Raw genomic sequence first — 14,888 nt, forward strand, 5'->3', positions numbered from 1 at the left:
CAATCGACGCCATTGCGGGAGCCACTCCTCGCAGGAAGTGGCGGTGGGCTTAGCAAAAAATGCCACCGCAGGCAACTGCGGTGGCGCTCGAAAAAAAGCTTTCCATTGTACCGCGAAAGCGGTACCGCCTCAAATGCGGCGGCGCTTCTGGGGACGGCAGCCGTTGTGGGGCACGGGCGTCACGTCAGAAATGGAGTTGATGCGGATGCCCAGGGCACCCAGGGCACGCACCGACGACTCGCGACCAGGGCCCGGACCCTTGATCTCGACGTCGAGGTTCTTGATGCCTTGCTCAATGGCAGCACGGCCAGCCACTTCCGAAGCCACCTGGGCCGCAAAAGGAGTGGACTTGCGCGAGCCCTTGAAGCCCTGCCCACCGGACGAGGCCCACGACAAGGCGTTGCCCTGGCGATCGGTGATCGTGATGATGGTGTTGTTGAACGAAGCGTGCACGTGGGCAATGCCGTCGGCAATGTTCTTGCGGACTTTTTTGCGAACGCGTGCGGATGCGCTGGTGGAGGGTGACTTGGCCATGGGAATCCTTCGAACCGATTACTTCTTCAGCGACTGGGCCGCCTTGCGGGGACCTTTGCGCGTGCGCGCATTGGTCTTCGTGCGCTGACCACGCAGCGGCAGACCACGACGATGACGGAAGCCGCGGTAGCAACCGATGTCCATCAATCGCTTGATGTTCATCGTGGTTTCACGGCGCAGATCGCCCTCGATCGTGAACGTGCCGACCTGATCGCGAACTTTTTCGAGTTCTGCGTCGCTCAGATCCTTGATCTTCTTCGTGTAGTCGATGCCACACGCTTCGCAGATCTTGCGAGCGCGCGTGCGACCGATGCCGAAGATTGCCGTCAAGCCGATTTCAGCGTGCTTGTGCGGCGGAATGTTGATGCCTGCAATACGAGCCATGGTGGTCCTCTAAACTTCAATCAGCCTTGACGCTGTTTATGACGCGGATCGGTGCAAATGACTCGCACAACACCGTGCCGCTTGATGATCTTGCAGTTGCGGCACATTTTTTTGACCGAAGCCGAAACTCTCATAGTCTTCTCCTAGATATTCCAAAAAATATTCAACAACCAACCACTCACTTGGAACGGAACACAATCCGTGCCCGAGTGAGGTCGTAGGGCGTGAGCTCTACTTTGACCTTGTCGCCTGGCAGGATGCGGATGTAGTGCATCCTCATCTTGCCGCTGATGTGCCCGAGAACCACGTGACCGTTTTCGAGCTTGACCCTGAAGGTCGCATTGGGGAGGTTTTCAACCACCTCGCCCTGCATCTCGATCACGTCGTCCTTGGACATACAAACCACTCAACTGCCTGGTGAGGTCTTGAAGTTGGCCTTTTTCAGCAGCGAGTCGTACTGCTGCGACATCATGTAATTCTGTACCTGTGCCATGAAATCCATGGTCACGACAACGATGATCAGCAACGAGGTGCCACCGAAGTAAAACGGAACGTTGTACTTCAAGATCAGGAACTCGGGCAGCAGACACACCGCGGTGATGTAGATGGCGCCTGCCAGCGTGAGGCGCAGCAGGATCTTGTCGATGTAGCGTGCCGTCTGGTCTCCCGGACGAATGCCCGGAATGAACGCGCCGCTCTTCTTCAAGTTGTCGGCCGTCTCACGGCTGTTGAACACCAGCGCCGTGTAGAAGAAGCAGAAAAAGATGATCGCCGCGGCGTACAAGGCCACATAGATCGGCTGCCCGGGCGACAGGGCCGAAGCCATGTCGCGCAACCACCGCGTGGAGTCACCGGTGCTCACCCAACTCACCACGGTGGTCGGCAACAAGATGATGGACGAGGCGAAGATCGGGGGAATCACGCCAGCCATGTTGAGCTTCAAGGGCAAATGCGATGACTGGCCGCCATAGACCTTGTTGCCCACCTGGCGACGTGCGTAGTTCACCAGGATCTTGCGCTGTCCACGCTCGACAAACACCACGAAGTAGGTCACCAGGACCACGAGCGCAATGATGAAGATGGCCACCAGGATGTTCATGGCACCGGTGCGAACCAGTTCCAGCAAACCACCCACGGCACTCGGCAAGCCCGCTGCAATGCCGGCGAAGATCAGGATCGAAATGCCGTTGCCCAAGCCACGCTCGGTGATCTGCTCGCCCAGCCACATCAGGAACATGGTGCCAGCGACCAGGCTCACAACCGCGGTCAGGCGAAAGCCCATGCCGGGGTCGATCACGAGGCCGGCCTGACCTTCCAGGGCCAGCGCGATGCCCATCGACTGGAAGATCGCGAGGCCGAGCGTGCCGTACCGGGTGTACTGGGTGATCTTGCGTCGACCGGCTTCGCCCTCTTTCTTCAACTGCTCGAACGTGGGCACCACGTAGGTCATCAGCTGCATGATGATCGACGCCGAGATGTACGGCATGATCCCCAGCGCGAAGACAGCGAAGCGCGACAGTGATCCGCCCGAGAACATGTTGAAGAGGCTCAGAATGCCGCCCGCTTGCCCCTTGAACAGCTGTTCAAGTTGCGCGGGGTCGATGCCGGGCACCGGGATGTGCGCACCAATGCGGTACACCACCAAGGCGAGCAGCAGAAAAACCAGCCGGCGACGCAGGTCGCCGAACTTGCCGGTTTTGGCCAGGGACGTGGATCCAGTTGCCACAGGTCGGTTCCGTCGGATTCCGGTCAGACGATCGAGCCGCCAGCGGCTTCGATCACGGCTTTGGCACCGGCGGTCACGGACACGTCCTTGAAGGACACGGCACGCGTGAGTTCACCGGTCTTGATCACTTTGACGCGCTTGGCGAGGTGAGGGACGAGGCCCGCCTGCTTCAGCACGAGCATGTCGACTTCGGCCACGTTGAGCGCACTGATGTCGGTCAGCGTGACTTCGGCATTGAACTGAAGCTGGGTCGACTTGAAACCGCGCTTGGGCAGGCGGCGCTGCAAAGGCATCTGACCGCCTTCAAAGCCCACCTTGTGGTAGCCGCCCGAACGGGACTTCTGGCCCTTGTGGCCGCGACCTGCGGTCTTGCCCAGGCCTGAGCCGATGCCTCGACCGACGCGACGCTTGGCGTGCTTGGAGCCTTCAGAAGGCTTGATGGTGTTGAGTTGCATGTGCGTGACTCCGATCAGAGTACTTTGACCAGGTAGCTGATCTTGTTGATCATGCCGCGCACGGCAGGGGTGTCCTGCAGCTCGCTGGTGCTGTTGAGTTTGCGCAAACCCAGACCACGAACGGTGTCACGGTGGGATTGCTTGGTTCCAATGGGGCTTCGCACCAACTGGACCTTGACGGTGTTTTGAGTGGTCATGATCGCTCCAATCAACCCAGGATGTCTTCAACGGACTTGCCACGCTTGGCAGCCACGTCGGACGGGGTGGTTGAATTCTTCAGCGCGTCCAGCGTGGCACGCACCAGGTTGTAGGGATTGCTCGAGCCGTGGCTCTTGGCCACGACGTCGGTGATGCCGAGCACTTCGAACACTGCGCGCATCGGGCCGCCGGCAATGATGCCGGTACCCTTGGAGGCGGGCAGCATCATCACATTGGAAGCGCCGTGTTCGCCATGCACGCTGTGGTGCAACGAACCGTTCTTGAGCGACACCTTGATCATGTTGCGACGAGCGGCTTCCATGGCCTTCTGCACAGCCACCGGCACTTCACGCGCCTTGCCCTTGCCCATGCCCACGCGGCCATCGCCATCGCCGACCACGGTCAGTGCAGCGAAACCGAGAATGCGACCGCCCTTGACCACCTTGGTCACGCGGTTGATCGCGATCATCTTTTCGCGCAAACCGTCTTCGTTCGCTTCGTTCTTGATGTTTGCCGTAAATTTAGCCATTTTGTGGTTTCCGTTTGATCAGAACTGCAGGCCGGCTTCGCGGGCGGCGTCTGCCAGGGCTTTCACCCGACCGTGGTAGGCAAAACCGGAACGGTCGAACGCCACCTTTTCGATGCCGGCGGCCTTGGCCTTCTCGGCGATTCGCTTGCCGATCAGGGCAGCCGCGGAGGTGTTGCCACCCTTGCCTGCACCACCGATCTGAGCGCGCACCTCGGCTTCGGCCGTGGAGGCCGTGGCCAGCACCTTGGCGCCGTCGTCGGAGATGACGCTGGCGTAGATGTGCAGGTTCGTGCGGTTCACGGTCAGGCGAACGGCACCCTGTTGCGCAATGCGGATGCGCGTTTGGCGGGCGCGGCGCAGACGTTGCTGTTTTTTGGTCAACATGATCCTGATCCTTATTTCTTCTTGGTTTCCTTGATCACGACCTTTTCATCCGCGTAACGGATGCCCTTGCCTTTGTAGGGCTCGGGGGGGCGCACGGCCCGCACTTCGGAAGCGATCTGACCAACCCGCTGACGGTCCGAACCCTTGATCAGGATTTCGGTGGGCGTCGGCGTTTCCACCTTGATACCGGCCGGCATGTCCATCACCACCGGATGGGAGTAACCCACCGTGAGGTTGAGCTTGGTGCCCTGGGCCTGGGCCTTGTAGCCCACACCCAGCAGCGTGAGCTTCTTCTCGAAACCCTTGCTGACGCCGTTGACCATGTTGTTCACCAGTTGACGCATGGTGCCCGACATGGCGTTGGCTTCGCGGGACTCGTTCACAGGAACGAAAGTCAGCGCGCCGTTGTTGCTTTCAACCTTGACCAGCGCGTTTTGCGCCAGCGCCAGCGCACCCAGGGTGCCCTTGACGTTGATCAGGTCGTCTTTGACGGCGATCTCGACCCCGGCAGGGATGGAGACCGGCAGTTTTCCAATACGTGACATTAATTGCTCCTCAATGCCCGCATCAGGCGACGTAACACAGGACTTCGCCACCAACACCGTTGGCGCGAGCCTTGCGATCGGTCATCACGCCCTGGGGCGTGGTGACGATGGCCACACCCAGACCGTTCTGGACCTGGGGAATGGCGTTGCGGCCACGGTAAACGCGCAGGCCGGGACGGCTCACACGCTCGATGCGTTCGATCACGGGACGGCCAGCGTAGTACTTCAAGGCGATTTCAAGTTCGCTCTTGCCGTCGTTGCTCTTGACCTGGAATCCGTCGATGTAGCCTTCGTCCTTCAGGACTTGGGCAATCGCGGCTTTGACCTTGGAGGCCGGCATCGACACGCTGGCTTTTTCCACCATCTGCGCGTTGCGGATGCGGGTCAACATGTCGGCGATAGGATCACTCATGCTCATTTGTGGTTCTCCTAGGGCTTACCAGCTGGCTTTGGTGATGCCGGGGATTTCTCCGGCAAAGGCCATTTCGCGAACCTTGGCGCGAGCCAGGCCGAAGTGGGCAAAGGTGCCACGCGGACGACCGGTGATCTCGCAGCGGTTGCGCTGACGAGTCGGGTTCGAATTGCGGGGCAGCTTCTGAAGACCCAGACGGGCCGCGTCTCGCTCTTCGTCGGTCTTCTTGACGTCGTTGGCGACGGCTTTGAATTCGTTGTATTTCTTGGCGAACTTGGCTGCGAGTTTTTCGCGCTTGAGTTCACGTTGCAGTAGTGCTTGTTTAGCCACGCGCCACCTCAGTTCTTGAACGGGAAACGGAAACCAGCCAGAAGAGCCTTGCACTCTTCGTCGTTCTTGGCGGTCGTCGTGATGCTGATGTTGAGACCGCGCAAGGCGTCAACCTTGTCGTACTCGATCTCAGGGAAGATGATCTGTTCCTTGACGCCGACGTTGTAGTTGCCGCGGCCGTCAAACGAGCGACCGGAGATGCCACGGAAGTCGCGCACCCGGGGCAGGGCCACGGTGACGAAGCGGTCGAGGAATTCGTACATCTTGGCGCCGCGCAGGGTCACCATGCAGCCGATGGCCTGCTGTTCGCGGATCTTGAAGCCCGCGATGGCCTTGCGGGCCTTGGTGACGACTGGCTTCTGGCCGGCGATCTTGGTCAGGTCGCCAACGGCGTTGTCCATGACTTTCTTGTCGGCAACGGCTTCGCTCACGCCCATGTTCAAGGTGATCTTGGTGATGCGGGGCACCTCCATGATCGACTTGTAGCCGAACTTCTCGACCAGGCTGGGCGCGATCGTGTCGCGGAATGTGTCTTGCAAACGTGCCATGGTCATGCCGCCTTGATTTCTTCGCCGCTGGACTTGAAGACGCGCACTTTCTTGCCGTCAGCCAGGAGCTTGATGCCCACGCGATCTGCCTTGCCCGTGGCGCCATTGAAGATGGCGATGTTGGACTGGTGGATGGGCATGGTTTTTTCGATGATGCCGCCGGTCACACCCTTCATGGGGTTCGGCTTGGCATGCTTCTTGACGATGTTCACGCCCTCGACGACCAGCTTGCTGTCGTCGGCACGGAGCACGACCTTGCCGCGCTTGCCTTTGTCGCGGCCTGCGATCACGATGACTTCGTCACCACTGCGAATCTTGTTCATGATGATTCCTCAGAGAACCTCGGGCGCCAGCGACACGATCTTCATGAACTTTTCGGTGCGCAGCTCGCGCGTCACCGGTCCGAAGATGCGGGTGCCGATGGGCTCCAGCTTGGCGTTGAGCAACACCGCAGCGTTGCCGTCGAATTTGATGAGTGCACCGTCCTGGCGGCGGATGCCCTTGGCGGTGCGAACCACCACAGCGTTGTAAACCTCGCCTTTTTTGACGCGGCCACGGGGCGCTGCTTCTTTGATGGTGACCTTGATGACGTCGCCCACGCTGGCATAACGCCGCTTGGAGCCGCCGAGCACCTTGATGCACATCACGGACTTGGCACCCGTGTTGTCGGCAACATCGAGTCGAGATTGCGTTTGGATCATTTGATTTAAGTCCCAACTTGAATCCTCCCTGCCACCGCGGCGGGGAGTGATCAGTCTTGGGCCCGTCGTCGAGTGCTGGAGCGACTGCTGTCGATTCCAACCCTGTCCGAGTGGGCAGATTGCCTCGCTTTTTTGGAGCGAAGCCGCGCAGTATCACATGGTTTTCACCGGCTGTCAACGCAGTTCCCTGCGAAATTCGTCAATCCAGGTGATGGACCGGCCGGTACCGGGCGCACAGGGCCAGAAAACCGGCCAGGTCAGGGTCGGATCCCAGCTCCTCGATCAGGATCTCAGCCACGGCAGGCGCAAGGCGGGCTGCCTCGGCGGCGTCCAGGAACAGGATGCGGGAGCGCCGCGCCAGCACGTCCTCCACGGTGTGCGCGTACTCAAAACGCACGGCGTAACGCACCATGGCCTCGGTCAGACCCGCGCCCAGGATCCTGCCGCCGCCGGGGCAGTCGTTCACCCGGGCCGATTCACTCCCATACAGATGCAGGCCAGGCGGCGCATGAAGCGGCGTCGCCGGGCTCGCCAGGCCCGCCCCCTTGAGCCGGTGCATCGCACTGCGACCCCCCGGGCGCCGGGGCAGAAGATGGCTGTCGAAGCACCGCTCGAGTACGTCTTCGGCCATGGCACGGTAGGTGGTCCATTTGCCCCCGGTCACCGTGACCAGGCCGTTGGCATCGACCACGATGGTGTGCTCGCGCGACAGCACCTTGGTGCCGCCATCGACGGCTGCGGGTGCCGCCACCAAGGGGCGCAAGCCCACCCACAGACTGCGGATGTCCTCCCGGCGCACCGGCCGGCTCAGCGCCTGGCTCGCCTCGGTGAGGATGAAGTCGAGCTCCTCGGCGAAGGCATCGGGCTCGCGCGCGAGGTCCTGGCGCGGGGTATCGGTGGTGCCCAGCACCAGCTTGCCCAGCCACGGCACCGCAAACAGGACCCGCCCGTCGCGCGTCTTGGGCACCAGCAGTGCGTGGCCGCCGGGCATGAAGTCGCGATCGACCACCACATGCACGCCCTGGCTGGGACTGACCATGCGCGAGGGGGTGCCGGGGTTGGCCGCCGGCTGGGTGTGGTCGCGCAGCGCATCGACCCAGACGCCGGTGGCATTGACCACGCAGCGGGCTTGCACGCGAAAGGTGTTTCCGGTGAGGCGGTCGCTCACCTCGACCGACGAAAGCGGACCTTCGCCACCGCTCAACTGGCTCACCGCCTTCACTTCGGCGTAGTTCAGCACATGGGCGCCCGCGTCTTCCGCGCTGCGGGCCAGCGCCAGGGCCAGGCGGGCGTCGTCGAACTGACCGTCCCAGTACTTGACGCCACCGCGCAGTCCGACAGGGTTCACGCCCGGCAGGGCCTGCAGCGTCTGCGCACGGTTGAGGAATTCGGTGGGTCCGAGCCCGGCACTGCCGGCCAGCATGTCGTAGAGCTTCAGGCCAATGCCGTAGAACGGCGTCTGCCACCAGTGGTAGGACGGCATGACGAAAGGCAGGGGTTGGGCCAGGTGGGGCGCGATGCGCAGCACCGTGGCGCGTTCGGCCAGCGCTTCGCGAACCAGGGCCAGGTTGCCCTGGGCCAGGTAACGCACGCCGCCATGCAGCAGCTTGGTGGAGCGGGAAGAGGTGCCACCGGCGAAGTCGTGCGACTCCAGCAGCACCACGGAAAAACCGCGCAGGGCTGCGTCCAGCGCGACCCCGAGGCCGGTGGCGCCCCCACCGACGACCACCAGGTCGTGGATGCCCTGGCGGGGCAGCGAATCAAGCAGTTCTGCGCGTGTCATGAAAGGGGAGTTGACCCTCCGCACAAGAGCAGTGCGGAGGGCGGGTTGCTACAAAAACCGGTGCATCAGATCAGCGTGCCTTGCCATTCTTCCACGCGTTGAGCAACTGGTCGTAAGCGATGGTCTCTCCCTTGGGCTTCTCGTTCGCCAGCTTTTTCCAGGGTGCAGCCTTGTCGCTCAGGTACTTGGCCGGGTCGCCCTTGGGGTTGAGCTTGGGCGCACAACGCTCCATGCCGGCACGCTCCAGTCGGCTCATGACCTGGTCCATCTGCTCGGCCAGGTTGTCCATCGCCACCTGTGGCGTCTTCTCGCCCGTCACGGCCTGGGCCACGTTCTGCCACCAGAGCTGGGCCAGCTTGGGGTAGTCGGGAACGTTGGTGCCGGTGGGGGTCCAGGCCACGCGTGCCGGGCTGCGGTAGAACTCGACCAGGCCACCCAGCTTGGGGGCCAGATCGGTCATGGCCTTGCTCTGGATGTCGCTCTCGCGGATCGGGGTGAGACCCACGATGGTCTTCTTCAGCGAGGTGGTCTTGGCAGTGACGAACTGTGCGTACAGCCAGGCTGCCGCGGTCTTGTTCTCATCGTGGCCATTGAAGAACGACCAGGAACCCACGTCCTGGTAGCCGTTCTGCATGCCCTGCTTCCAGTAAGGACCGTTCGGGCCGGGCGCCATGCGCCACTTCGGCGTACCGTCGGCGTTGACCACCGGCAGGCCGGGCTTGGTCATGTCGGCGGTGAAGGCGGTGTACCAGAAGATCTGTTGTGCGATCTGGCCCTGGGCAGGCACCGGGCCGGCTTCACCGAAGGTCATGCCCGTTGCTTCCTTGGGCGCGTACTTCTTCATCCAGTCGATGTACTTGGTGAGCGCATAGACAGCGGCTGGCGAATTGGTGGCGCCGCCGCGCGAGACGCTGGCCCCCAGCGGGGTGCAGCCGTCGGCACTGGCGCGGATGCCCCATTCGTCCACGGGTTTGCCGTTGGGAATGCCGATGTCGGCGGTGCCGGCCATCGAGAGCCAGGCATCGGTGAAGCGCCAGCCGAGCGACGGGTCTTTCTTGCCGTAGTCCATGTGGCCGTAGATCGGCTTGCCGTCGATGGTCTTGACGTCTTCGCTGAAGAAAGCGGCGATGTCCTCATAGGCGCTCCAGTTCAACGGCACGCCGAGGTCGTAGCCGTACTTGGCCTTGAACCTGTCTTTCAGGTCCTGGCGCGCGAACAGGTCGGCGCGGAACCAGTACAGGTTGGCGAACTGCTGGTCGGGCAGCTGGTAGAGCTTGCCGTCCGGTGCGGTGGTGAAGCTGGTGCCGATGAAGTCCTTGATGTCCAGGCCGGGGTTGGTGAACTCCTTGCCCTTGCCGGCCATGTAGTCGGTCAGGTTCATCATCTTGCCGTAGCGGTAGTGCGTGCCGATGAGGTCGGAGTCGCTGATCCAGCCGTCGTAGATCGACTTGCCCGACTGCATCGAGGTCTGCAGTTTCTCGACCACGTCGCCCTCCTGAATGAGGTCGTGCTTGACGGTGATGCCGGTGATCTCGGCGAAGGCCTTGGCCAGGGTCTTGCTCTCGTACTCGTGCGTGGTGATGGTCTCGGAAACCACCGAGATTTCCTTCACGCCCTTGGCCTTGAGCTTGGCTGCGGCATCGATGAACCACTTCATCTCGGCGGCTTGCTGCGCCTTGGTCAGGGTGGAAGGCTGGAACTCGCTGTCGATCCACTTCTTGGCTGCGGCCTCGTCGGCCCAGGCGGGCAAGGAGCCCAGGGCGAGCAAGGCTGCCAGGGCCACAGGGGTGTGTCGCATTCTCATGTTGTCTCCTCGATCGGTGTGCTTCCCCGGTGGGTGACAGGTCTCGGCCCCGGGGAAGCAACGGGCCGAATACCGAAGACGACGGCGTTCAGCCTTTTCGCAGAGCCAGCACCAGCCAGGCCATGGACGCGATGAAGGAAATCCAGATGCTGGGCTCCTGCTCGAGCGACAGCCACTGGGCGAACCAACCGGCCATGCCGATGAATGCCAGATTGATGTAGGCCGCGCCGAGCAGACCGATGAAAAGGCGGTCACCGCGTGTGGTGACCATGGGCAGGAAGCCTTTGCGCTCCACCGTGGGCAACTTGATTTCCCACACCGTCATGCCGATCAGCAGCAGCGCGATGCAGGTGAAGAACACCGCCACGGGTGTCGTCCAGACCATCCACTGGAACATGTCAGACCCTCCCCATTGCAAAGCCCTTGGCGATGTAGTGCCGCACGAACCAGATCACGATCGCGCCGGGCACGATGGTCAGCACGCCGGCGGCGGCCAGCGTGGCCCAGTCCATGCCGCTGGCGCTCACGGTGCGCGTCATGGTGGCCACGATGGGCTTGGCATTCACGCTGGTGAGCGTGCGTGCCAGCAGCAGCTCGACCCAGCTGAACATGAAACAGAAGAAGGCCGCCACGCCCACCCCGGCCTTGATCAGCGGCAGGAAGATGGTGAAGAAGAAGCGCGGAAAGCTGTATCCGTCGATGTAGGCCGTCTCGTCGATCTCGCGCGGGATGCCGCTCATGAAGCCCTCCAGAATCCAGACCGCCAGCGGCACGTTGAACAGCAGGTGAGCCATGGCCACGGCGATGTGCGTGTCCATCAGGCCGAGCGTCGTGTAGAGCTGGAAGAACGGCAGCAGGAACACCGCAGGCGGCGTCATGCGGTTGGTGAGCAACCAGAAGAACACATGCTTGTCACCCAGGAAGCGGTAGCGCGAAAACGCGTAGGCCGCAGGCAGCGCCACCGTGAGCGAGATCACCATGTTGATGCCCACGTAGATCAGGCTGTTGATGTAGCCGGAGTACCACGACGGGTCGGTGAAGATGGTCCTGTAGTTGGCCCAGGTGAATTCGGTCGGCCACAGCGTGAACGAGGAGAGGATTTCCTCGTTGGTCTTGAAGCTCATGTTGACCATCCAGTAGATGGGCAACAGAGCGAACACGAGGTAGGCGATGAGGAACAGCGTCCTCTTCCTGAAACGTCTGTTATCCATGGGATCCCCTTCGCGCTGCGCGCTGCCCCCCCGATGGGGAGCGGTATTCCTTGAGGCGGCCCGGCGGAAAGTCATCCATGACCCTGCTCCTTTTCAGACGTGCCCAGGCGCTGCATCCAGTTGTAGAGCACGAAGCAGAACAGCAGGATGATGAGGAAGTAGATGAGAGAGAACGCCGCCGCCGGACCGAGGTCGAACTGACCGACCGCCTTGGTGGTGAGGTACTGCGACAGGAAGGTCGTGGCGTTGCCGGGGCCACCACCGGTGAGCACAAAGGGCTCGGTGTAGATCATGAAGCTGTCCATGAAACGCAGCAGCACCGCGATCATGAGCACGCCGCGCATCTTGGGCAGCTGGATGTAATGAAACACCGCCCACTTGCTCGCACCGTCGATGCTGGCCGCCTGGTAGTACGCATCGGGGATGCTGCGCAGGCCGGCGAAAGCCAGCAGCGCCACCAGCGGCGTCCAGTGCCACACATCCATGGCCAGCACCGTCCACCAGGCGTGCGACGAATTGCCGGTGTAGCTGTATTCCATGCCGGCCTGCTGCAGGTAGTAACCGAGCAGGCCGATGTCGGCGCGGCCGAAGATCTGCCAGATGGTGCCCACCACGTTCCACGGAATCAGCAGCGACAGCGCCACCAGCACCAGCACGGCCGAGGACTTCCAGCCCTGGGCCGGCATGGACAGCGCCAGCGCGATACCCAGCGGAATCTCCACCAGCAGCACGGCCAGCGAGAACTGGATCTGGCGCCACAGCGCCAGGTGCAGCTCTTCGTCGCGCATCACCGCCGCGAACCATTCGGTTCCCACGAACACGCGGCGGTCGGGCGAGAAGATGTCCTGCACCGAATAATTCACCACCGTCATCAGCGGGAGGATGGCCGAGAAGGCCACGCAGACGATGACCGGCAGCACGAGAAACCAGGCTTTCTGGTTCACGGGTTTGGTGGTGTTGCTCATTCGAAAACCTCCGTGCTGCGCACTGCGGTGCGAGCTTGCTTGGGGCGGCCCGGCGTGGCGCTCATTCAAATACCTCCGTGCTTCGCACTGCGGTGCGAGCTTGCTTGGGGCGGCCCGGCGCGGCGCTCATGAAACCAGTGCCTCTTCTTGATAGAAGCAGGTGTGTTCACCCAGCACCCGCAGGTGCACGGTCTCGCCCACCACCGGGGCAGCGGCTTCGGGTGCCAGCCGGCACTTCAGGGGGTGCGTGCCGGCTTCGCAGGTGACCATCAGGTAGGTGCCGATGTCCTGCACCCGCACCACCCGCGCGGGCAAGGTGTTGGGCTCGCCGGCATGACCGAGCGCCAGGTACTCGGGGCGAATACCGAGCTTGAGAGGCCCTTCGGGCAACACCAGGCCGTCGGTGAGCGCCAGCGGCTGGTTCAGCACCACCAGGCCGCCGCGCACGCTGGTCACCGGCAGGAAATTCATGCCGGGTGAACCGATGAAGTGCCCCACGAAAGTGTGAGCCGGCCGCTCGAACAGCGCCTCGGCCGCACCCACCTGCACCGCGCGCCCGCGCGTCATCACCATCACCTCGTCAGCGAAGGTGAGCGCCTCCACCTGGTCGTGTGTGACATAGATCAGCGTCAGCTTGAGTTCGTGGTGGATCTGCTTGAGCTTGCGCCGCAACTGCCATTTCAGGTGCGGGTCGATCACGGTCAGCGGCTCGTCGAACAACACGGCCGACACATCGGAGCGCACCAGGCCGCGCCCCAGCGAGATCTTCTGCTTCTGGTCGGCCGACAGCCCCGCCGCGCGCATGTCGAGCTGGTGGCTCATTTCCAGCATTTCGGCGATGCGACCCACCTGCTGCTGGATCTCCGCCTGCGGCACCTTGCGGTTCTTGAGTGGAAAAGCCAGGTTCTGCGCCACCGTCATGGTGTCGTAGATCACCGGGAACTGGAACACCTGGGCGATGTTGCGCTGTTGCGGGCTCTTGCGCGTCACGTCCTGGCCATCGAAGCTCACCGAGCCCCGCGACGGCACGAGCAGGCCCGAGATGATGTTGAGCATGGTCGTCTTGCCACAACCCGAGGGGCCCAGCAAGGCGTAGGCGCCGCCGTCCTGGAACGTCATCTTCAGGGGCAGCAGTGCGTAGTCCTCGTCCTTCGTCGGATTCGGCTTGTAGGCATGCGCCAGGTCGAGTTCGATGCGTGCCATCAGCCCGCCCTCCCGGGCCGCGCCGGTGCGCGCACCAGCGGACCCTTTTCGTCGAAGACGAACAGGCTCGTGGGCTGCAGGTACAGCGTGATCGGATCGCCCAGCGGGCACACATGCACACCCGTGAGCTGGGCCACCAGCTCACCGACCCCGGTGTGCACGTGCACGAAGGTGTCGGAGCCTGCGATTTCGGCCAGCTCGACCCGCCCGGGCACGGCCACGTCGCCCGGCCGCTCGACCACGCGCAGTGCGCCGGCGCGCAGGCCCAGCGTGAGGCGTTGCGGCGCATCGGCGGGCAGCGGCACCGGCCAGGTGGCGCCCCCCTCCACCCGGACACCGCCGGCCACCGCTTCGGCGGCCATCAGGTTCATGGGCGGATCGCTGAACGCCCGGGCCACCCGGATGCTGTCGGGCGCATGGAACACCTCGGCGGTGGGACCGTATTGCAGCAGCTCGCCCGCATCCATCACCGCGGTGTAGCCGCCCAGCAGCAGGGCCTCGCCCGGCTCCGTGGTGGCATAGACCACGGTGGAGTCGCCGGTGGAAAACAGCTGGGTGAGTTCCTCGCGCAGCTCTTCGCGCAGCTTGTAGTCGAGGTTCACCAGCGGCTCGTCGAACAACATCAGCGGCGCCTGTTTGGCCAGTGCGCGGGCCAGCGCCACCCGTTGCTGCTGCCCGCCCGAGAGCTCGGCCGGCAGGCGATCGAGAAACATCTCGATGTGCAGGCGCGCGGCGATGTCGCGCACCCGCTGGTCGATGTCGCGCTCGCCGCGCAGGCGCAGCGGCGAGGCGATGTTCTGCGCCACCGTCATTGACGGGTAGTTGACGAACTGCTGGTAGACCATGGCCACGTTGCGCTGGCGCACCGACAAGCGGGTCACATCCACACCATCCACCAGCACCCGGCCGCTGCTGGCCACGTCCAGACCCGCCATGACGCGCATCAGGCTGGTCTTGCCCGCCTGCGTGGCACCCAGCAGCACCGTGACGGCGCCAGGCACCAGTTTCAGGCTTTGGGGATAGAGGTGGACGGCAGGCCCGACGGTCTTGCCCACGTGCTCCAGAGACAACTGCATTCGACTCCCGGCGTGAAAAAACGCACAACCATGATCGGTTGGCATTTCGCTTGGGCAATTTTATGTTTCGTTTTTGTTCGTTTTTATTCGGTATTTACCC

22 protein-coding genes are annotated in these 14,888 nt (G+C 62.8%); all 22 read right to left on the reverse strand.

Annotation, left to right across the window (positions count from 1 at the left end; all coding sequences use genetic code 11):
* Positions 1-129: 129 nt before the first annotated feature.
* Positions 130-534 (reverse strand): 30S ribosomal protein S11, encoded by a 405-nt coding sequence (gene rpsK / locus QUV35_RS09855; protein WP_056268973.1) that lies wholly within the window; start codon positions 532-534, stop codon positions 130-132.
* 18 nt (positions 535-552) lie between these two features.
* Entirely contained in the window at positions 553-918 is a 366-nt protein-coding gene (gene rpsM / locus QUV35_RS09860) for a 30S ribosomal protein S13 (RefSeq protein WP_056268975.1), read from the reverse strand.
* Between the two features lie 20 nt (positions 919-938).
* A complete protein-coding gene (gene rpmJ, locus QUV35_RS09865; RefSeq protein WP_009514917.1) occupies positions 939-1,052 on the reverse strand; it encodes a 50S ribosomal protein L36 in 114 nt (37 codons plus the stop codon).
* A gap of 44 nt (positions 1,053-1,096) precedes the next feature.
* Positions 1,097-1,315, reverse strand: coding sequence for a translation initiation factor IF-1 (gene infA / locus QUV35_RS09870; RefSeq protein ID WP_029461331.1), 219 nt, complete (start codon positions 1,313-1,315; stop codon positions 1,097-1,099).
* A 9-nt stretch (positions 1,316-1,324) separates the two neighbouring features.
* Positions 1,325-2,644: a preprotein translocase subunit SecY gene (secY, locus tag QUV35_RS09875; RefSeq protein ID WP_300873200.1), complete on the reverse strand. Its 1,320-nt coding sequence runs from the start codon at positions 2,642-2,644 to the stop codon at positions 1,325-1,327.
* 23 nt (positions 2,645-2,667) lie between these two features.
* Entirely contained in the window at positions 2,668-3,099 is a 432-nt protein-coding gene (rplO, locus tag QUV35_RS09880) for a 50S ribosomal protein L15 (RefSeq protein WP_300873202.1), read from the reverse strand.
* A 14-nt stretch (positions 3,100-3,113) separates the two neighbouring features.
* Positions 3,114-3,296: a 50S ribosomal protein L30 gene (rpmD, locus tag QUV35_RS09885; protein WP_056268982.1), complete on the reverse strand. Its 183-nt coding sequence runs from the start codon at positions 3,294-3,296 to the stop codon at positions 3,114-3,116.
* An 11-nt stretch (positions 3,297-3,307) separates the two neighbouring features.
* Positions 3,308-3,826: a 30S ribosomal protein S5 gene (rpsE, locus tag QUV35_RS09890; RefSeq protein ID WP_056268984.1), complete on the reverse strand. Its 519-nt coding sequence runs from the start codon at positions 3,824-3,826 to the stop codon at positions 3,308-3,310.
* Between the two features lie 18 nt (positions 3,827-3,844).
* Positions 3,845-4,210: a 50S ribosomal protein L18 gene (gene rplR, locus QUV35_RS09895; protein ID WP_300873205.1), complete on the reverse strand. Its 366-nt coding sequence runs from the start codon at positions 4,208-4,210 to the stop codon at positions 3,845-3,847.
* Between the two features lie 11 nt (positions 4,211-4,221).
* Complete coding sequence (rplF, locus tag QUV35_RS09900; RefSeq protein WP_056268989.1) at positions 4,222-4,755, reverse strand: 50S ribosomal protein L6; 534 nt, start codon at positions 4,753-4,755, stop codon at positions 4,222-4,224.
* 22 nt (positions 4,756-4,777) lie between these two features.
* On the reverse strand, positions 4,778-5,173 hold the full coding sequence (rpsH, locus tag QUV35_RS09905) for a 30S ribosomal protein S8 (RefSeq protein WP_300873208.1): 396 nt from the start codon (positions 5,171-5,173) through the stop codon (positions 4,778-4,780).
* 18 nt (positions 5,174-5,191) lie between these two features.
* Positions 5,192-5,497, reverse strand: a complete 306-nt coding sequence (rpsN, locus tag QUV35_RS09910) for a 30S ribosomal protein S14 (RefSeq protein ID WP_159603318.1) — start codon at positions 5,495-5,497, stop codon at positions 5,192-5,194.
* 8 nt (positions 5,498-5,505) lie between these two features.
* A complete protein-coding gene (gene rplE, locus QUV35_RS09915) occupies positions 5,506-6,045 on the reverse strand; it encodes a 50S ribosomal protein L5 (RefSeq protein ID WP_300873211.1) in 540 nt (179 codons plus the stop codon).
* A 2-nt stretch (positions 6,046-6,047) separates the two neighbouring features.
* Positions 6,048-6,368 carry a 50S ribosomal protein L24 gene (rplX, locus tag QUV35_RS09920; protein ID WP_069045173.1) on the reverse strand — a complete coding sequence of 107 codons (321 nt, stop codon included), beginning with the start codon at positions 6,366-6,368 and terminating at the stop codon, positions 6,048-6,050.
* A 9-nt stretch (positions 6,369-6,377) separates the two neighbouring features.
* On the reverse strand, positions 6,378-6,746 hold the full coding sequence (gene rplN, locus QUV35_RS09925) for a 50S ribosomal protein L14 (protein ID WP_056268999.1): 369 nt from the start codon (positions 6,744-6,746) through the stop codon (positions 6,378-6,380).
* 199 nt (positions 6,747-6,945) lie between these two features.
* On the reverse strand, positions 6,946-8,529 hold the full coding sequence (locus QUV35_RS09930) for a glycerol-3-phosphate dehydrogenase/oxidase (protein ID WP_300873213.1): 1,584 nt from the start codon (positions 8,527-8,529) through the stop codon (positions 6,946-6,948).
* A 70-nt stretch (positions 8,530-8,599) separates the two neighbouring features.
* On the reverse strand, positions 8,600-10,333 hold the full coding sequence (locus QUV35_RS09935) for an ABC transporter substrate-binding protein (RefSeq protein ID WP_300873215.1): 1,734 nt from the start codon (positions 10,331-10,333) through the stop codon (positions 8,600-8,602).
* A gap of 88 nt (positions 10,334-10,421) precedes the next feature.
* A complete protein-coding gene (locus QUV35_RS09940) occupies positions 10,422-10,730 on the reverse strand; it encodes a DUF2160 domain-containing protein (RefSeq protein WP_300873217.1) in 309 nt (102 codons plus the stop codon).
* 1 nt (position 10,731) lies between these two features.
* On the reverse strand, positions 10,732-11,544 hold the full coding sequence (locus tag QUV35_RS09945) for a carbohydrate ABC transporter permease (protein ID WP_300873219.1): 813 nt from the start codon (positions 11,542-11,544) through the stop codon (positions 10,732-10,734).
* A gap of 71 nt (positions 11,545-11,615) precedes the next feature.
* Positions 11,616-12,509, reverse strand: coding sequence for a carbohydrate ABC transporter permease (locus QUV35_RS09950; protein WP_300873222.1), 894 nt, complete (start codon positions 12,507-12,509; stop codon positions 11,616-11,618).
* A 126-nt stretch (positions 12,510-12,635) separates the two neighbouring features.
* The gene (locus tag QUV35_RS09955) at positions 12,636-13,712 is read right to left on the reverse strand and encodes an ABC transporter ATP-binding protein (RefSeq protein WP_300873224.1); all 1,077 of its coding nucleotides are present in this window, start codon (positions 13,710-13,712) and stop codon (positions 12,636-12,638) included.
* On the reverse strand, positions 13,712-14,788 hold the full coding sequence (locus QUV35_RS09960) for an ABC transporter ATP-binding protein (RefSeq protein WP_300873226.1): 1,077 nt from the start codon (positions 14,786-14,788) through the stop codon (positions 13,712-13,714). The genes QUV35_RS09955 and QUV35_RS09960 overlap by 1 nt, the downstream gene beginning before the upstream one ends.
* Between the last annotated feature and the right edge of the window lie 100 nt (positions 14,789-14,888).

This window comes from Hydrogenophaga sp. (assembly GCF_030373225.1).
GTDB lineage: Bacteria > Pseudomonadota > Gammaproteobacteria > Burkholderiales > Burkholderiaceae_C > Hydrogenophaga.